Origin of the sequence: Pseudomonas sp. ADAK13 (assembly GCF_012935715.1) — a bacterium.
In the GTDB taxonomy this organism is placed as follows: Bacteria; Pseudomonadota; Gammaproteobacteria; order Pseudomonadales; family Pseudomonadaceae; genus Aquipseudomonas.
On the sequence record NZ_CP052860.1, the window covers coordinates 674486 to 692905 of the forward strand.

Consider the following 18420-nt stretch of genomic DNA (forward strand, 5'->3'; position numbering starts at 1 on the left):
CGAGCGACTCCCTTGCTTTATTTACGCTTGCTGCCACCCAACAACGAGCCCAGTAACCCTCGCACCAACTGCCGGCCCATCTGATTGGCTGCCTGCTGCATCGCGGACTTCAGCGCCTTGCCGGCCGTGGAGCCAAGGAACGCACCGGCCTTGTCGGTGAAGCTCGGTTCTTCAGCGGCGGGCGCCGCCTCCTCTTGCGGCCCCAAGTCCTTGCGCGCCATCAACACTTCGTACGCCGACTCGCGATCAATCGGTTTGTCATAACGCCCCAGCAACGGCGAGCTGGCAATCAATGCCGCCCGTTCGGCTTCGCTCAACGGCCCGATCCGCGATTGCGGCGGTGCCACGAGTACGCGTTGGACTACTTCAGGCGTCCCCTTTTCCTGCAAGGTTCCCACCAACGCCTCACCGGTACCCAGCTCGGTCAGCACCGCCAACGCATCAAACGCCGGATTCGGACGGAAACCATCGGCCACTGCCCGCAGGGACTTCTGCTCTTTGGTGGTAAACGCCCGCAACCCGTGCTGGATACGCAAGCCCAGTTGTGCCAGCACGGTGTCCGGCAGGTCACCCGGAGACTGGGTGACGAAATACACGCCGACACCTTTCGAACGAATCAACCGCACCACCTGTTCCAGGCGATCCTGCAGAGCCTTGGGGGTGTCGGCGAACAACAAATGCGCCTCATCGAAAAACAGCGCCAGCAGTGGCTTGTCGGCATCGCCGCGTTCCGGCAGTTGCTCGAACAATTCGGCCAACAGCCAGAGCAGGAAGGTCGCGTACACCTTCGGCGCGTCATGCACCAGGCGGCTGGCGTCCAGCAGATGAATGCGCCCGCGGCCGTCACTGGACGGTTGCAGGATATCTTCCAGTTGCAGGGCCGGCTCGCCGAACAACGCTTCGGCTCCCTGCTGCTCCAGCACCGCCAAACGCCGCAACAGGGCCTGGCTTGAGCCCGTGGTCATCAAGGCCGCATCTTCCCCCAACAACTCCGGGTGGTAGCGCAGATGATTCAGCAGGGCCTTCAGGTCCTTGAGGTCCAGCAACAACAGCCCCTCGCGGTCGGCCACCTTAAAGGTGGCGTAGAGGGCTGATTGCTGGCTGTCGGTAAGTTCCAGTAGGCTGCCGAGCAACAGCGGGCCCATTTCACTGATGGTGGTGCGCAATGGATGACCGGACTGGCCGTGAATATCCCACAACGTCACCGGATAAGCCTTGGGCGCGTAATTAAGGAAAGGCATGCCAGCAATCCGCTCGGCGACCTTGCCCTGAGGGTTGGCTGCGGCGCCCAGGCCACACAGGTCGCCCTTGATGTCGGCGGCGAATACCGCTACGCCAGCATCGCTGAAGGCTTCTGCCAGGCGCTGCAAGGTGACGGTCTTGCCCGTACCGGTGGCGCCCGCGATCAGGCCATGGCGGTTGGCCAGGCGCATCGACTGGGCGATCGGCTGGCCTTTGAGATCTGCACCAATAATGAGTTGCGAGGAGTCAGGCATTTTGTCACCCATGGTTAATCTTTAGCACTGCATGGTCGATACAGTTAACGCGAGAGACCCAAAAAGTCTTAGAAAAAATGGGCCGGATAATTCCTGCAGGAGCAGATGGAAATATCACACTTTTTTTGACGCAGCCATTTTGCACGCCCCAAAAGGACGTGCATCGGATATTAAGACCATAGCGGACCCCACAAGCCATGAATAAAAATCTGCGTTTCAGCCATAAAATCCTGCTTGCCGCCGCTCTTGTCGTCATTGCCGCTTTTGCGTTGTTTACGCTCTACAACGACTACTTGCAGCGTAATGCGATTCGCGACGATCTGAACAACTACCTGCATGAAATGGGCGATGTCACCGCCAGCAATATTCAGACCTGGCTCGCCGGGCGCATTGTGCTGATAGAAAGCGCCGCACAGAACATCGCCATCAACCCTGATTCAAGCACCGTCGCCAGCCTGCTGGAACAGAAAGCCCTGACCTCTTCATTCATGGCGACTTACCTGGGCGACAGCAAAGGCGGCTTCGTGATCCGCCCCGACACCAAGATGCCCGACGGCTTCGACCCGCGTGTGCGCCCCTGGTACACGGGGGCCCAGAGCAGCAACGGCTCGACCCTGACCGAACCCTATATTGATGCAGCCACCGGCCAGTTGATCATTTCCATCGCCACCCCCAGCAGCAAAGCGGGCCAGAGTGTCGGCGTAGTGGGTGGCGACCTGAGCCTGCAAACCCTGGTGGACAACATCGGCGCCCTGAACTTCGGCGGCATGGGTTATGCCTTCCTGGTCAGCGCCGACGGCAAAGTACTGGTACACCCCGACAAGAGCCTGGTGATGAAGACCCTGGCCGACGTCTATCCAAACACTACCCCCAAGATCAACAGCGACTTCAGCGAAGTCGAGGTTAACGGTAAGACCCGCATCGTCACCTTTACCCCGATCAAGGGCCTGCCATCGGTGAACTGGTACCTCGGCCTGTCGGTAGATAAAGACAAATCCTTCGCCATGCTCAGCGAATTCCGCACCTCGGCGATCATTGCCACGATTATCGCGGTGGTTATCATCATCGCCCTGCTGGGCATGCTGATCCGCATCCTGCTGCAGCCACTGCACGTCATGACCCGCGCCATGGAGGACATTGCCGACGGTGAAGGCGACCTGACTCGCCGCCTGACCATCCAGAACCATGACGAGTTCGGTGTGCTGGGCAGCGCGTTCAATCGCTTCGTGGAACGGATTCACACCTCGATTCGCGAAGTATCCTCGGCCACCGAGCAGGTCAATGAAGTGGCCCTGCGGGTGGTCAGCGCCTCCAACTCCTCCATGGTCAACTCCGACGAACAGGCCAATCGCACCAACAGCGTCGCCGCTGCTATCAACGAACTGGGGGCCGCCGCCCAGGAAATCGCCCGCAACGCCGCGCAAGCCTCCAGCCAGGCCAGCGATGCCCGGCACCTGGCAGAAGACGGTCAGCAGGTGGTGGAGCGCAATATCAAGGCGATGAACCAGCTGTCACAGATGATCAGCGCTTCCAGCACCAATATCGAAGCGCTTAACAGCAAGACGGTGAACATCGGGCAAATCCTGGAGGTGATCACCAGCATTTCCCAGCAAACCAACCTGCTGGCCCTCAACGCGGCGATTGAAGCCGCACGAGCCGGGGAAGCCGGGCGCGGGTTCGCGGTAGTGGCCGATGAAGTGCGCAACCTGGCACACCGCACCCAGGAGTCGGCGCAACAGGTGCAAAAGATGATCGAGGAGCTGCAGGTGGGCGCCCGGGATTCGGTCAGCACCATGAGCGAAAGCCAACGCCACAGCCAGGACAGCGTGGAAATCGCCAACCTCGCGGGGGAACGCCTGAACAGCGTGACCCTGCGCATCGGCGAAATTGACGGCATGAACCAGTCGGTCGCCACCGCCACCGAGGAACAGACCTCCGTCGTGGAGTCGATCAACATGGACATCACCGAGATCAACACCCTCAATCAGGAAGGCGTGGAAAACCTGCATTCAACGTTACGGGCCTGCTCCGACCTGGAACAGCAGGCGGCGCGCTTGAAACAATTGGTGGGCAGTTTCCGGATCTGATCCAGCAGGCTCAGTTGCTGCCTTGCGCAGCGGCTGACGCCTTTTCTTCCGGCGAATCAGATGTGTCCTGCAACTGTTCCCACAACTCGGCGGCGCCAGGAAACTCGGTGCCGTCCTCACTGCTCAGGTCATCCGGGTCATATCGACTCAAACAGCCCTCTCCCAGCGTCGCGGGGGCTTTGGACGTGGCTTTATCCAATGGATCGCTCATTCTCCACTCCTCACCTGTTGCCAAAGAAAAAGGGCCTGTAGCGATTTAACGCCCAGGCCCTTCATTCTTCAATCAAAACGCTTCAATCAGAACACGACGGTCTTGTTGCCGTGCACCAATACCCGGTCTTCCAGGTGATAGCGCAGGCCACGGGCCAGCACCATCTTCTCAACGTCACGGCCAAAACGCACCATGTCTTCGATGCTGTCGCTATGGCTGACGCGCACCACGTCCTGCTCGATGATCGGACCGGCGTCCAACTCTTCGGTGACGTAATGGCACGTTGCGCCGATCAGCTTCACACCCCGCAGGGATGCCTGGTGATACGGCTTGGCACCCACAAACGACGGCAGGAAGCTGTGGTGAATGTTGATCACCTTGCCAGCGTACTCACTGCACAGTTCGGGCGGCAGGATCTGCATGTAGCGCGCCAGTACCACGACGTCCGCGTCGTGCTGCTTGACCAGGCGCGAGACCTCGTTGAATGCCGGCTCCTTGTCCTGCGGGTTGACCGGGACGTGGTAATACGGGATGCCGTGCCACTCGACCATGCTGCGCAGGTCGTCATGATTGGAAATCACGCAGGAGATCTCGCAGTCCAGCTCGTCGCTGTGCCAGCGGTGCAGCAAGTCAGCCAGGCAGTGGGACTCACGGCTGGCCATCAGGACCACGCGTTTTTTCTGTTCCGTGTCAGTGATGCGCCAGGTCATGGAGAACTCTTCAGCGATCGGCGCAAATGCCTCGCGAAATGCCTCCAGGCCAAAGGGCAGCGTATCGGCACGGATTTCGTGACGCATGAAAAACCAGCCGCTGAGATTGTCCGAGTGATGGCTTGCTTCGGTGATCCAGCCGTTGTGGGAAGCCAGAAAGTTACTGACCTTGGCAACGATGCCAACCCGGTCCGGGCAAGCAATCACCAGCCGAAAAGTGCGCATTAGGGGGAAACTCCAGAACTTCGCAAAGGCCGCCATTCTAGCGATTGCGCAGAAAAACTGCAGTATTCCTCATCGCTTATTCTGATCGCGAGCGTCAGCCCTGCCCCTTAATAGCGTAAGGTTTTAGCCACTATATGTGTGCAAACGCGTGGACTCCGGCAGTAAGCCAAGACTTAACGAGAGTATCTTTAGGGCTTAACCCTTACTAATTAACTCAATTCCACGCTTTTGCCACAAACATCCAAAGTAAATTACATAAATGCGGCCTTAAATGTTTACTTGGACAAACCGTCTGACTATTATTGGGCCACTATCCCCTTTCACCCCAGCGCCCTACATAAGGTAGTCCCCATGTCCCTGATCAACGAATACCGCGCCACCGAAGAAGCTATCAAAGAGCTGCAAGCCCGTTTGAAGAACCTGTCCCAAGACGACAAACTGCAAACCGAGCTGGAATTCGAAGGCAAATTGCGCACCCTGATGGGTGAATACTCCAAATCCCTGCGTGACATCATCGCGCTGCTGGATCCAGAGTCGAAAGTTAAGGCTCCACGTGGCGCCGTAAAAACTACCGGCACCAAGCGTGCGCGCAAGGTTAAACAATACAAAAACCCGCATAACGGCGAAGTGATTGAAACCAAAGGTGGCAACCACAAGACTCTGAAAGAGTGGAAAGCCAAGTGGGGCGGCGACGTGGTTGAAGGCTGGGCTACCCTGCTGGGCTAAGCCTCGTCAGGACGCTGCGTGATTCGCAACGCAATAAAAAACGCCAGCTTGCTGGCGTTTTTTATTGCGCGTGTTTTACCCGGGAGCCGACTACAGGCTCATTCGAGTCGCTAAAGAGTCAACATATTCCTGCCACTCATCAAGCACCTGCCGCTGAAACGGTGTAGCACTAACAGCCAACTCAAGACGCGCCTGTTTAAAATCCTCAAGGGTGTTTGGAGCGCCCCATTGCGGGTCTGACAAACGTTGCTGACAGAAAACTCTCCAGCGTTGTTGCTCCTCACTATTCAAGGTTTCGGGGAAGTTACGGGCGCGATAGCGAAATAATAATTCAGGCAAACGTTCATCATCGAACGGCCATTGCTGGCGTGCTAGTTGCTCAGGCTCGGCGACTCTCACTTGTTCACATAAACGTCGATCCCGATCACCGATAAAACCATCGTATAGCTGCTGCTCCGGATCGGCGCTCGACGCAAAATCTTCCTCGGCATAAATCGCCGCTAATTTATCGCGCCATAGTTCTTGTGCGTCGCTTAGCCGCAGGGCACGGGCAGCGTACTCATCCATATCCAGTTGCAGACGCTCACGGTCTTGCGCCCGAAGCACACTTAACGGCGCAACCACCGGGCAGCGATTGATGTGCAGCAACTTGAGCGGCACCGGCAACTGACCTTCGGCAAGGTCGTCACGGCGGGTATACAGACGCTTGCGCAAGGTATCGGCGTCCTCGTCCAGCAACCCCTGGGGATCAAGCCCCAGGTCGCAGACGATCAACGCATTGCGATTGCGTGGATGCCAGGCCAACGGCAGCACCACGCCCAGGTAATGACGCTCGGCAGAAAAACGACCGGAAATGTGCACCATCGGCTGCAACAAGCGCACCTGGTCCATGACCTGCTGCTTGCTGCGCAATTTAAACAACCAGTCGTAAAGCTTGGGCTGCTTCTCGCGGACCAACCGGGCCAGGGCGATGGTGGCACGCACATCGGACAAGGCATCGTGGGCCTGCCCGTGATCGATGCCATTGGCGGCGGTCAATCGCTCAAGCTTGAGGGTGACGCGCCCGTCCTGTTCCGGCCAGACGATCCCGTCCGGGCGCAGCGCGTAGGCGGTGCGTACCACGTCGATCAGGTCCCAGCGGCTGTTACCGCCTTGCCATTCCCGGGCATAAGGATCAAAAAAGTTGCGGTACAAACTGTAGCGCGTCATCTCATCGTCAAAACGCAAGGTGTTATAGCCGGCCCCGCAGGTGCCGGGCGCCGCCAGTTCAGCGTGCACCCGGGTCATGAAGTCGGCTTCGGCCAGGCCCTTCTCCGCCAGCACGCCGGGGGTGATGCCGGTAATCGCGCACGCCGCCGGGTGCGGCAGGATATCGTCGCTGGGCTGGCAGTAGAGGTTGACGGGCGGCCCGACCTCGTTGAGCTCAAGGTCGGTGCGAATGCCGGCTACCTGCAGCGGGCGGTCGGTACGCGGGTTGATGCCGGTGGTTTCATAGTCGTACCAGAAAATGGTGGTCACGGGCTATTCCTGTGCTGAAGACCGCCAAAGTCTAGGCGCTTGAAGGTACCGGGGGCCAGCGCTGTGTTCACTGTACAAACATTCAGTAAATCGTTGAGTGGTTGCTTCCACCGTCGACACTGCTAGCATCCGTGTTTCCAACCCCGCCGCCGCCGCCGCCCAGGCGCCAGCGCTGCACTGCCAAGGACCGCGATGCCACCTGCGCCACTGGATACCCGCTACCAGATCGAGACCCCGGAGGGCGTCGACCTGCCCCTGCGCCCCGCCGGGCTGCTGGTACGCTCGCTGGCCTTTGCCTTCGACCTGGGGTTGCGCGGCCTGATTCTCGGCATCCTGTTCATCGCGCTGGCCTTTCTCGGCAACCTGGGCATTGGCCTGGGTTCGCTGCTGCTGTTCCTCGTCAGTTGGTGGTACATGGTGCTGTTCGAAGTGCTCAACCAGGGCTGCTCGCCCGGCAAGCAGATCATGGGCCTGCGGGTGGTACAGGACGATGGTACGCCCATCGGCTGGTCCGCCTCGCTGGTCCGCAACCTGCTGCGCTTTGTCGACATGCTGCCCTTCGGCTATTTCCTCGGCGCCATCAGTTGCCTGCAACACCCCCACTTCAAGCGCCTGGGCGACCTCGCAGCAGGGACCCTGGTGATCTACCGCGAACAAACGCTTTCCCGTCCGCAAGTACCGCAAGCCCCGGCACTGCGCCTGCCATTCGCCCTTGAACTGAGCGAGCAACGAGCCATTCTCAGCTTCGCCGAACGCCAGGGCGAACTGTCCGCCGAGCGGGTCAATGAACTGGCTGCGATCCTTGCCACGCCCCTGCAAGTCTCCCCTGCCCGCGCCGTAGCGGAACTCAATGGCGTGGCCCGCGGATTGTTGGGGCCAGCATGAAGCAGAGTCTCTTCGAAAGCCGCCACCAGCCACGATGGCAAGCCTTTGCCACACAGCTGACACAGCTCGAAAAAGGTCAAGCCAGGCACGCTGATTTCGCCGACTTCCCTCATCAATACCGGCAGCTGTGCCAGCACCTGGCCCTGGCACAGGAGCGCGGCTACAGCAGCTACCTGGTTGACCCGCTGCAGCAACTGGCCTTGCGTGGCCATCAACAGTTGTATCGACATCGCAGCCAACTGGGAGCAAACGTGCTGGGCTTCCTGCTGGCCGACTTCCCCAGGCTGGTTCGCGCGCAATGGCCATTTGTGCTGGCCGCCAGCCTGCTGTTCTTTGGCAGCCTGATCGGCATCGCCTTGCTGGTGTACCTGTTTCCGGACCTGATCTACAGCATCGTCAGCCCGCAACAAGTGGCCGAGATGCAGGGCATGTACGATCCCGATGCCAGCCGGTTGGGCCGGGCAGCCGAACGCGCCTCAAGCGAAGACTGGATGATGTTCGGCTACTACGTCATGCACAACATCGGTATCGCCTTCCAGACCTTTGCAGCCGGGCTGCTGTTCGGCCTGGGCAGCGTATTTTTCCTGTTCTTCAACGGCCTGATAATCGGTGCCGTTGCCGGGCACCTGACACAAATCGGCTATGGCCAGACCTTCTGGTCGTTTGTGATTGGCCATGGCGCCTTCGAACTCAGCGCCATTGCCCTGGCCGGCGCAGCAGGCCTGCAAATGGGCTGGGCATTGATTGCACCGGGGCAACTGACAAGAGGCGAATCCCTGCGACTGGCTGCGCGCAAAAGCGTGCAAATGATTTGTGGGGTGATGGTGTTCCTGCTGATCGCCGCGTTTATCGAAGCGTATTGGTCCTCCACCACTGCCGTGGCACCGTGGATCAAGTACCTGGTGGGCGCCGCGCTGTGGTTGCTGATGGCTGCCTACCTGCTGTTTGCCGGACGGAATCGCCATGCGCCTGAGTGACGCCAGCGTCGTGATCCGCCCGCGTACCTCGTGGGAAGCCATGGACCTCGGCATCCTGCTGGCCCGCGAACACCGACTGCTGCTGATGAGCAGTTGGGCCATCGTGACCTTGCCGGTCTTCGCCCTGTTCAGCGTGCTGCTGTGGAACCACCCCTCCACCGCGCTGTTGCTGTTCTGGTGGTTGAAACCCGCCTTCGACCGCCTGCCACTGTATATCCTGTCCAAGGCCCTGTTCGGCGAAACACCCAGCCTGAAGCAGGCTCTGCGCCAATGGCCGCGCCTGCTCAAGAGCCAAATGCTGGCCAGCCTGACCTGGCGGCGCTTCAGCCTGAGCCGTAGCTTCGAGATGCCGGTAGTCCAGCTCGAAGGCCTGCACGGCCAGGCGCGCCAACAACGTCTTGGAGTGCTGCAACAACGCAACGCGGGGGCCGCCCGCTGGTTGACCCTGATCGGGGTGCACCTGGAAATCGCCCTGTGGTTCGGGTTGATGGCCGCGTTCTATTTCTTCCTGCCGCAACAGGTCGAGCGGGACTGGGATTGGCAACAGCTGGTGCTCACTGCGGGACACGACTGGCGGTGGCTGGAACACCTGACCAATGCCTTCTATGTCCTGATCCTGGTGCTCTGGGAACCCATCTATGTCGCCTGTGGCTTCAGCCTGTACCTGAACCGCCGCACCGTACTGGAAGCCTGGGACCTGGAACTGGTGTTCCGCCGATTGCGCCAGCGCCTGAGTGGTGTGGCACCGGTCCTGCTGCTGATGATCGGGCTGATGCTGGTCCCGACGGCGCCACCGGTGTGGGCGGATGAGCCGGTTCCCCAAAAGCCCCTGAGTACGCAATCGGCCAATCAGTCGATCAAGGCGCTGCTGGAGCAGCCACCGTTCAAAAACCCGGAAACCGTCACCCGCTATCGCTTCGGCGAAGATAAAGCCACAGACAAAAACAAAGCGGCAGGTGACGCCAAGCTGCCGGCCTGGCTGGAAGCATTCCTGAAAAACCTCAACAGCGATTCGTTCAAGCACATCGCGAAAGGGCTTGAGGTACTGCTCTGGGGATTGCTTGTGGGTGGGCTGGCCCTGGTGATCTGGCGTTATCGCGACTGGCTGCATGCGTTTGTCAGCCGACGCAGACCGCACAAGCCCAAGGCTGCCAACCCAGCTCCCCCACAACTGTTCGGCCTCGAACTGGGGGCCGACACGCTGCCGGAAGACATCGCCGGCACCGCCGAACAGCTCTGGGCAACCCAGCCCCGGGAAGCCCTCGGTTTGCTTTACCGTGGCTTGCTCAGCCGCCTGCTGCACGACTTCAACCTGCCGCTGAAAAGCGCCGACACCGAAGGTCAGGTCCTGGAGCGTATCCGCCAACTGCAACAACCGCAGTTGCTGGCATTCAGTGATGAGCTGACCCGCTACTGGCAAAACCTTGCCTATGGCCACCGCCTGCCGCCCGCACTGGCGCAACAACAGCTGTGCAGCAACTGGCGAGCCCTGTTCGGCTCCGGAGCGGCGCAATGAACCGGCCATTGCTGTGGGTGGGGCTGCTTGTTGCATGTCTGTTGGCCGCAGGCGGCTTTTATGCCTGGCATAAGGCGATTCCCTACCAGGAGGTGGTCGATCGCGGCCCTTCGCCTGAAGCCCTCGCCAACCCCTACCTCGCGGCGGAACACTTTCTGCGCCAGCAAGGCCTGGTGGTGGAGCAGACCAACAGCCTGGAGCGGCTGGCCAGCCTTTCGCCCGAAGGCAACAGCCTGTTGTTGCTGGGCGAGCGCAGCAACATGAGCCCGCCGCAGGTGGATCAACTCCTGCAATGGACCCGGGCTGGCGGCCACCTTCTACTGGTAGCCGAAGCGTTGTGGGATGAGGACACCGGCAAAAGTGGTGACCTGCTGCTGGATCGCGTGCAGATACATCAATCCTTCAGTGAAGAATTCGACGCTCCAGCGCCCGCGCGTAAAAAGAAAGCGCCGGACCTGACCAAACTCTATGTGGATAACGAAACGGCGCCGGCCTATTTCAGCTTCGACACCGACTTCAACCTCACCGATCCCAGGCACCTGGCGCAATTCTCGGCCAACAGCGCCCGGTCGACGCACCTGATGCAGGTCAACCTCGGGCAAGGCCGCGTCACCGTGGTCACCGACAGCGACCTGTGGAAAAGCCCGGCCATTGGCAAACACGATAACGCCTGGCTGCTCTGGTACCTGAGCCAGGGCACTCAGGTTACGCTGCTGTTCAACACCGACGTCGAGGATCTGTTCAGCCTGTTGCTGCGCTACTTCCCCCAGGCCCTGGTGGCACTTGCCGCACTGATCGCCCTGGGGTTATGGCACGCCGGCATGCGCCAGGGCCCGATCCGGCCACCGGCACCCAAGGCACGCCGGCAACTGCAGGAACACTTGAAAGCCAGTGCCGACTTCCTGCTGCGACGCAGTGGGCAAAACAGCCTGTTACTTGCCTTGCAGCGCGACATCCAGCGCACAGCCCGGCGCCGTCATCCCGGGTTCGAACACCTCGACACCGCCGAACAATTGCAGGTCCTTGAACGCCTGACCCGCCAACCCGTCCTCATCATCAGCCAGGCCCTCGGCCCACTCCCGGCGAAACGGCTTTCCAGCGCCGACTTCAGCCGCCAGGTGGCCTGCCTGCAAACCCTCAGGAATGCCCTATGAGCGAATTTCCAGCCGCTGACCCTATTCAGCGCGCCAGCCAACTGGCCCAGGCCTTGCGCGTGGAATTGCGCAAGGCAGTCATCGGCCAGGACCCGGTAATCGATGACGTGCTCACTGCGTTGATCGCAGGCGGCCATGTCCTGCTTGAGGGGGTGCCCGGGCTGGGCAAGACCTTGCTGGTACGGGCCCTGGCTCGTTGCTTTGGTGGCGAGTTCGCGCGCATCCAGTTCACACCGGACCTGATGCCCAGCGACGTGACCGGCCATGCCGTGTACGACCTGCATACCGAACAGTTCAAGCTGCGCAAGGGGCCGCTGTTTACCAACCTGCTATTGGCCGACGAGATCAACCGCGCCCCGGCAAAAACCCAGGCGGCACTGCTGGAAGCCATGCAGGAACGCCAGGTGACCCTCGAAGGCGAGGCGCTGCCCATCGGCCAGCCGTTCATGGTGCTGGCCACCCAGAACCCCATCGAGCAGGAAGGCACTTACCCGTTGCCCGAAGCCGAGCTGGATCGTTTCATGCTCAAGGTGCGCATGGACTACCCCGAGGCGCAGCAGGAACTGGACATGGTGCGCGAAGTCACCCGCTCGTCCCGGGCCGACATGCTCGATGTCCAACCGCTGCGCACGGTGCTGCACGCTGAAGACGTGCTGCTGTTGCAACAGATTGCCAGCGAACTGCCGCTGGATGAGCAGGTACTCGACTACGCCGTACGCCTGGCCCGCACCACCCGCAGTTGGCCAGGCCTGACCATCGGCGCCGGCCCCCGGGCCTCCATCGCCCTGGTGCGTGGCGCTCGGGCCCGGGCCTTGCTGCGCGGTGGCGAGTTCGTGACCCCGGACGACATCAAGGGCTGCGCCCTGGCGGTGTTGCGCCACCGCGTGCGGATCGCGCCGGAGCTGGATATCGACGGGTTGGAAGTCGACCAGGTGCTCAGGCAACTGCTGGACCAAGTCCCGGCGCCACGGCAATGACACGCCCATGAGACCGGCCCGCCTGCTATTGATCTGGCTCAGTGTGCTGCTGGGCCTGGGCATCGTGCTCGGCGCGTTGGTGGCGCTGCAGTTCAAGGTACCCGGCACCCTGCACTCAGTAACCTGGGGCTTGCTGCTCGCCCTGTTGCTGCTGGCCTTGCTGGACGCCAGCCGCTTGCGCCGCCGGCCCTCCCCGCGCGTACGACGGCAGATGCCCGGCAGCCTCGCTTTGGGTCGCTGGGGAGATGTGCGGGTGACACTGGAACACGATTATCGACAGCCGCTGGTAGCCCGTGTATTCGATCATGTGCCTGACGGCTTGGCGGTGGAGAACCTGCCACAGTCCATCGAACTGCGACCCGGTGAGCAGAGTGAATTGGGTTATCGCCTGCGGCCACTGCGGCGCGGGCATTTCAGTTTTACCCGGTGTGAAATCCATCTTCCCAGCCCATTGGGGCTGTGGTCGGCACGGCGCTTGATAGATGTCAGCGATGCCACCCGCGTCTACCCGGACTTCGCGCGCCTGTACGGGGCTCAGTTGCTGGCGGTGGACAACTGGCTCAACCAGCTTGGCGTACGCCAGCGGCAACGACGCGGGCTGGGCCTGGAGTTTCATCAACTGCGCGAGTTTCGCGAGGGCGACAGCCTGCGCCAGATCGACTGGAAAGCCACCGCCCGGCAACGCACGCCGATCGCCCGGGAGTACCAGGATGAGCGCGACCAGCAAATCATGTTCATGCTCGATTGTGGCCGGCGCATGCGCAGCCAGGACGCCGAACTGTCGCACTTCGACCACGCCCTCAACGCCTGCCTGTTACTCAGTTATGTCGCCTTGCGCCAGGGGGATGCCGTAGGGCTTTGCACGTTTGCCAGCGACCAGCCGCGCTACCTCGCCCCGGTCAAGGGCAGTGGTCAGCTCAACCTGTTGCTGAATACCGTGTATGACCTCGACACTTCACGGCGTACGGCCGATTACCAGGCGGCCGCCAGCCAACTGCTGGCCCGGCAGAAACGCCGCTCGCTGGTGATCATCGTGACCAATCTGCGGGATGAGGATGATGAAGAGTTGCTGGCCGCCGTCAAACGCGTCAGCCGCCAGCACCGGGTGCTGGTCGCCAGCCTGCGGGAGGAGGTCCTTGACCAGTTGCGCCAGGCCCCCGTGCAAACCCTGCCCGAAGCCCTGGCCTATTGCGGCAACATCGACTATCTCAATACCCGGGACGAACTCCACGACCGCCTGACCGCCCACGGCCTGTCGGTCCTGGACGCGCTGCCTTCGGAATTGGGAGCCGCTTTGGTGACCCGCTACCTGGGCTGGAAAAAAGCCGGAGCGTTATAAGGACTGGCGCGCCGCCCAGAGAGCAGCGCGCCGACAGAACCTAGGCAGAAGCCTGCAAGGGATCAAAGCTGAAGTAATTCAACAGTGCGGTGATCACCTCGCCATATTCGGCAGGCGCCCGGGACACACTGAACCCGGAGTCGTAATGCTGAGGGTTGATATCCTCATGGCACCACAGGCAGGTAGCCGTGAGGTCTACCGCATGCACCTCGCCCTCGGGGCCGGGAATCTTCAAGCGCAGTTCGAATTCCACGTCGATCATCATGGGCAATTGGCTGATCAACATCAGCCCCTGCTCGGACACATTGCCCAGATAGCCAATGGGCTTGTCCGTCAGGCGATTGAACACTTGCAGGAAGCAGGGTAACTGATGCCGCTCGATCCGCCGGTGAGTAAACATGATGAGGTCGCCATCCAATGGCCATGAATTTGGCCGCTCCAGTGATTCGGAACGAGCCCGACAGGCCCGCTCTCCCCGGATATCGGTGCGACAACAGCCAGTGCCTTGTCACTTTACAGCCGCCAAATCCGGGCATTCCATCCGTTCGAATAGAAACCTATACAAACCGACATTTAAAGATTAGCCCAAGACTGGCAACGAGCCAGCTATAGCATGACAAATATCATCACAATGACGCCGGACGCGGCTGGGCAACGCTCGCGCCGGGGTAATGCCCCAGTTGTTGCAGGGTATCCAAACGGGCACGCGCGCGGAATGCGTACTCGCTCGCCGGGTACTGGCTGATGATGAACTGATAGGTTTGCGCCGCATCGACGAACAGTTTCTCGCGCTCCAGGCACTGCCCGCGCAGCATCGAGACCTCCGGTTGCACGTAGCGCCGGGAACGGCTTTCACGGTCGACCTGGGACAACTCAAGGGTGACCCGCTGGCAATCGCCTACGCCGTAAGCGCGGTACGCATTGTTCAAATGATGGTCCATCGACCAACGGGTGCAGCCGACAACACTGACGGCCAGGGCAGCAATGATCACGATTCGCATGGGGGGGTTCTCCTGTCTTGTGCAGTGTATCGACCCTTCATCGAAAATCTTCAAGGTTGTTCATCTGTTCATGCAGAGTGAAAACAAGCGAATCATCGATAAGTAGTGCAAACGAACAATGACTACAACCAAAGAGCATAGTAGCCTTCCCCAGCGCTTGAACTCAGGAGTCCGTGCATGTCCGTCCGTCGTACCAAAATCGTCGCCACCCTTGGCCCGGCCAGTAACTCGCCGGAAGTCCTCGAACAGCTGATTCTGGCTGGCCTGGACGTTGCCCGTCTGAACTTCTCCCACGGCACCCCGGACGAGCACAAGGCTCGCGCCAAGCTGGTGCGTGACCTGGCCGCCAAGCATGGCCGCTTCGTTGCACTGCTGGGTGACCTGCAAGGCCCGAAAATTCGTATCGCCAAATTCGCCAACAAGCGGATCGAGCTGAAGATCGGTGACAAGTTCACCTTCTCCACCAGCCACCCGCTGACCGAAGGCACCCAGGACGTAGTGGGTATCGACTACCCGGACCTGGTGAAAGACTGCGGCGTCGGCGACGAACTGCTGCTGGACGACGGTCGCGTGGTCATGCGCGTCGACACCGCGACGCCAACTGAACTGAACTGCACCGTGATCATCGGCGGCCCGCTGTCCGATCATAAAGGCATCAACCGTCGCGGCGGTGGCCTCACAGCTCCAGCCCTGACTGAAAAAGACAAGGCCGACATCAAGCTCGCCGCCGAAATGGAAGTGGATTACCTCGCGGTATCCTTCCCGCGCGACGCTGCCGACATGGAATACGCCCGTAAACTGCGCGACGAAGCCGGCGGTACCGCCTGGCTGGTGGCGAAGATCGAACGCGCCGAAGCCGTGGCCGATGACGAAACCCTCGACGGCCTGATCAAGGCTTCCGACGCCGTCATGGTTGCCCGTGGCGACCTGGGCGTGGAAATCGGCGACGCCGAGCTGATCGGCATCCAGAAGAAAATCATCCTGCACGCACGTCGCCACAACAAAGCGGTGATCGTAGCGACCCAGATGATGGAGTCGATGATCCAGAACCCGATGCCGACCCGTGCCGAAGTGTCCGACGTGGCCAACGCCGTGCTCGACTACACCGACGCCGTGATGCTCTCGGCTGAAAGTGCGGCTGGCCCGTACCCGCTGGAAGCCGTGCAGGCCATGGCGCGCATCTGTGTCGGCGCTGAAAAGCACCCGACCAGCAAGACCTCCAGCCACCGTATCGGCAAGGTCTTCGAAAGCTGCGACCAGAGCATCGCCCTGGCCGCCATGTACACCGCCAACCACTTCCCGGGCGTGAAAGCGATCATCGCCCTGACCGAAAGTGGCTACACGCCGTTGATCATGTCGCGCATCCGTTCTTCGGTGCCGATCTACGCGTTCTCCCCGCACCGCGAAACCCAGGCCCGCGCGGCCATGTTCCGTGGCGTCTATACCGTACCGTTCGACCCGGCTTCGTTGCCGCCTGAGCAAGTCAGCCAGGCCGCGATCGACGAGTTGCTCAAGCGCGGCGTTGTGGAGAAAGGCGACTGGGTCATCCTGACCAAGGGCGACAGCTACCACACCATCGGCGGCACCAACGGCATGAAGATCCTGCACGTTGGCGACCCAATGGTCTGAGTGACACGCTGAAAAACAAAAGCCCCGCCATGTGAATGGCGGGGCTTTTTGCATTTCAGATCGGGATATTCCATTGGCTATCAGGGCCTCATCGCAGGCAAGCCAGCTCCCACAGTTGACCGAGTTGACTTGCAGAAACGCGATTAACTGTGGGAGCTGGCTTGCCTGCGATGGTGCCCGTTCCCACAACACTTCTTCATCGCCTGGCGATAAACCCCGACAACGCGGCAATCGCCTCCGGCGACTTCAACCGCTGGGTAAACAACGCCCCCTCCTCTTCGATCACCTTGCGCAACTGTTCGCGATCGACGCTTTTCATCAGGTGCTTGCTGACTTGCACCGCGCCCGGCGCAAGGACTTCGAACCGGCCGGCGACTTCCCGCGCCTTGGCCAATGCCGCCTCACCACTTCCCAACGCTTCGGTCGCAATGCCCCAGATAGCCGCCTGCTCACCGCTGAATCCTTCACCCAACAGCAACAACTCCGCCGCCTTGGCATGCCCCAACAAGCGCGGCAGGATCAAACTTGAACCAAACTCCGGGCAGAGGCCCAGGTTGACGAACGGCATGCGCAACCGCGCATCCCGGCTGACGTACACCAGGTCACAATGCAGCAGCAGCGTTGTACCGATTCCCACCGCCACACCCGCCACTGCGGCAATCACCGGCTTGCGGCAATTGAGCAAACTGCGCATGAAGTGAAACACCGGGCTGTCGAGATCCGCCGGTGGTTGTTCAAGGAAGTCGCCAATATCATTACCGGCGGTGAAGCACTCACTGCTGCCCTGGATCAGTACCGCATTGACGCCGGTATCGGCATCGGCCTGCTCCAGCGCGTTGGCCAGTTGGCTGTACATGGCGCGGGTCAGGGCGTTTTTCTTGTCCGGGCGGTTGAGCTGCAGGATCAGCAACCCGCGTTCGCGTTGCTGCAGGATGGCATCGGTCATGGCAAATCTCGCGGCTGGAAAATTCAGCGCTCAACCACGGGGCAGGAACACATCGGCCAGCAGTTGATTGCGCGGCAGTCCGGCCAGGAACAGGCGCTTGGAGAAGGCCTCGACGCTGGCAGGGTGCCCGCAGAGTAAGGCCAGAGTTTGCCGGGAAACAAGCCGCAGTTGCGCCAAAGCCTCGGTTGCCTCAGCCGCTGTCCATCGCTCAACCGTCACGTTCGGGTGCACCGCAGCCAGTTGCGCCAAAGGCTCGGCCAGATAATGACCGTCTGCATCATGGGCCAGGTGAATGACCCGGATGGCGCCCTGGTGATCCTGACGCAGGGCCTCGCGCAACACGCCCCACAACGGCCCAAGGCCAGTGCCCGAAGCCAGCAGCCACAGCGGCCGGGATTGCCAGTCGGGGTCGTACTGCAACGCGCCGCCCCGCAGTTCGCCCAGGCGCAGGCCGTCACCGGCCTTGAATTGGCGGGCGGCGTCACTGAATTCACCCGGCAGCCGGCAATCGATATGAAACTCGAGGAACGGGTCTTCCTGGGGCAAGCTGGCCAGGGAATACGGCCGCGCAACGCTGCCCGCCCACAGCACCAGATGTTGCCCCGCCCGGTAGCGCAAGCCGCGTTCGGGTTGCAGCCGCAGGCGCAATACACTCGGGTTCAACCAATCAACGCTCAGCACCGTCGCCGGCAACCCGTCACGCAACGGGTCAAAGGTCTCGACCTGCACGTCAGCCGTGACCTGGCACTGGCAGGCCAGGCGCCAGCCGTCCTGGCGTTGTGCCGGGCTCAGGGCATCCGGCTGGTTGTCCTGGATATCACCCTGGCAACGCACCAGGCAGGCATGGCAGCTACCGGCACGGCAGCTGTAGGGCACGGCCACCCCCGCCTGGTTCAGGGCATCCAGCAGGTTGCTGCCGGTGGCTACCGACCAGTGGCGTTCGCCGACGTGAAGTTCAGGCATCAAGGGTCTCGGATCAAAAAGGCGTCTACAGGGAATCACGCCCGGTAGAGTTTGACCATA

Annotated in this window: 17 protein-coding genes and 1 pseudogene; 10 read left to right on the forward strand and 8 right to left on the reverse strand. The window is 61.0% G+C overall.

From position 1 onward, the window contains the following. Positions 1–17: 17 nt before the first annotated feature. On the reverse strand, positions 18–1496 hold the full coding sequence (locus tag HKK54_RS03260) for a helicase HerA-like domain-containing protein (protein ID WP_169386135.1): 1479 nt from the start codon (positions 1494–1496) through the stop codon (positions 18–20). A gap of 197 nt (positions 1497–1693) precedes the next feature. Between HKK54_RS03260 and HKK54_RS33900 the strand changes: the two are divergent. Together HKK54_RS33900 and HKK54_RS33905 are read left to right on the forward strand one after the other, a co-directional pair. Beyond that, positions 1694–2725: pseudogene (locus HKK54_RS33900) on the forward strand (HAMP domain-containing protein); the annotation flags it as partial. Between the two features lie 93 nt (positions 2726–2818). Continuing rightward, complete coding sequence (locus HKK54_RS33905) at positions 2819–3583, forward strand: methyl-accepting chemotaxis protein (RefSeq protein ID WP_442962328.1); 765 nt, start codon at positions 2819–2821, stop codon at positions 3581–3583. A 10-nt stretch (positions 3584–3593) separates the two neighbouring features. Here HKK54_RS33905 and HKK54_RS03270 read toward each other — a convergent pair whose 3' ends face one another. Both HKK54_RS03270 and purU read right to left on the reverse strand, forming a co-directional pair. After that, entirely contained in the window at positions 3594–3794 is a 201-nt protein-coding gene (locus tag HKK54_RS03270) for a hypothetical protein (RefSeq protein ID WP_010169972.1), read from the reverse strand. A gap of 86 nt (positions 3795–3880) precedes the next feature. Continuing rightward, on the reverse strand, positions 3881–4729 hold the full coding sequence (purU, locus tag HKK54_RS03275; protein ID WP_010169973.1) for a formyltetrahydrofolate deformylase: 849 nt from the start codon (positions 4727–4729) through the stop codon (positions 3881–3883). A gap of 351 nt (positions 4730–5080) precedes the next feature. Here purU and mvaT point away from each other — a divergent pair, with 351 nt between their 5' ends. Beyond that, positions 5081–5455 carry a histone-like nucleoid-structuring protein MvaT gene (gene mvaT, locus HKK54_RS03280; protein WP_005790963.1) on the forward strand — a complete coding sequence of 125 codons (375 nt, stop codon included), beginning with the start codon at positions 5081–5083 and terminating at the stop codon, positions 5453–5455. Positions 5456–5545: 90 nt separating this feature from the next. Here the strand turns inward: mvaT and sbcB are convergent, their stop codons facing one another. Next, the gene (sbcB, locus tag HKK54_RS03285) at positions 5546–6973 is read right to left on the reverse strand and encodes an exodeoxyribonuclease I (protein WP_169386137.1); all 1428 of its coding nucleotides are present in this window, start codon (positions 6971–6973) and stop codon (positions 5546–5548) included. A gap of 192 nt (positions 6974–7165) precedes the next feature. Here sbcB and HKK54_RS03290 point away from each other — a divergent pair, with 192 nt between their 5' ends. Genes HKK54_RS03290 through HKK54_RS03315 form a run of 6 tightly spaced genes read left to right on the forward strand, consistent with a single transcriptional unit; the run spans position 7166 to position 13821 of the window. Beyond that, a complete protein-coding gene (locus tag HKK54_RS03290) occupies positions 7166–7858 on the forward strand; it encodes an RDD family protein (RefSeq protein WP_169386138.1) in 693 nt (230 codons plus the stop codon). After that, positions 7855–8835 (forward strand): stage II sporulation protein M, encoded by a 981-nt coding sequence (locus HKK54_RS03295; RefSeq protein ID WP_169386139.1) that lies wholly within the window; start codon positions 7855–7857, stop codon positions 8833–8835. The genes HKK54_RS03290 and HKK54_RS03295 overlap by 4 nt, the downstream gene beginning before the upstream one ends. Then, positions 8822–10351: a DUF4129 domain-containing protein gene (locus HKK54_RS03300; RefSeq protein ID WP_169386140.1), complete on the forward strand. Its 1530-nt coding sequence runs from the start codon at positions 8822–8824 to the stop codon at positions 10349–10351. The genes HKK54_RS03295 and HKK54_RS03300 overlap by 14 nt, the downstream gene beginning before the upstream one ends. Next, positions 10348–11505, forward strand: a complete 1158-nt coding sequence (locus HKK54_RS03305; RefSeq protein ID WP_169386141.1) for a DUF4350 domain-containing protein — start codon at positions 10348–10350, stop codon at positions 11503–11505. Before HKK54_RS03300 ends, HKK54_RS03305 begins: the two co-directional genes overlap by 4 nt. Further along, a complete protein-coding gene (locus HKK54_RS03310; RefSeq protein WP_169386142.1) occupies positions 11502–12482 on the forward strand; it encodes an AAA family ATPase in 981 nt (326 codons plus the stop codon). The genes HKK54_RS03305 and HKK54_RS03310 overlap by 4 nt, the downstream gene beginning before the upstream one ends. A 7-nt stretch (positions 12483–12489) precedes the next feature. Then, a complete protein-coding gene (locus tag HKK54_RS03315; protein ID WP_169386143.1) occupies positions 12490–13821 on the forward strand; it encodes a DUF58 domain-containing protein in 1332 nt (443 codons plus the stop codon). Between the two features lie 40 nt (positions 13822–13861). Here HKK54_RS03315 and HKK54_RS03320 read toward each other — a convergent pair whose 3' ends face one another. Both HKK54_RS03320 and HKK54_RS03325 read right to left on the reverse strand, forming a co-directional pair. Next, a complete protein-coding gene (locus HKK54_RS03320; RefSeq protein ID WP_169386144.1) occupies positions 13862–14221 on the reverse strand; it encodes a PilZ domain-containing protein in 360 nt (119 codons plus the stop codon). Positions 14222–14447: 226 nt separating this feature from the next. Further along, positions 14448–14822 (reverse strand): tetratricopeptide repeat protein, encoded by a 375-nt coding sequence (locus HKK54_RS03325; protein ID WP_003214151.1) that lies wholly within the window; start codon positions 14820–14822, stop codon positions 14448–14450. A gap of 177 nt (positions 14823–14999) precedes the next feature. Between HKK54_RS03325 and pyk the strand changes: the two genes are divergently transcribed. Beyond that, positions 15000–16451, forward strand: a complete 1452-nt coding sequence (gene pyk / locus HKK54_RS03330; RefSeq protein WP_010169982.1) for a pyruvate kinase — start codon at positions 15000–15002, stop codon at positions 16449–16451. A 196-nt stretch (positions 16452–16647) separates the two neighbouring features. On the opposite strand, the gene HKK54_RS03335 is transcribed toward pyk, so the two are convergent. Both HKK54_RS03335 and HKK54_RS03340 read right to left on the reverse strand, forming a co-directional pair. Then, complete coding sequence (locus HKK54_RS03335) at positions 16648–17397, reverse strand: enoyl-CoA hydratase-related protein (RefSeq protein WP_169386145.1); 750 nt, start codon at positions 17395–17397, stop codon at positions 16648–16650. A 30-nt stretch (positions 17398–17427) separates the two neighbouring features. Next, positions 17428–18360, reverse strand: a complete 933-nt coding sequence (locus tag HKK54_RS03340) for an iron-sulfur-binding ferredoxin reductase (protein WP_169386146.1) — start codon at positions 18358–18360, stop codon at positions 17428–17430. Positions 18361–18420 lie beyond the last annotated feature (60 nt).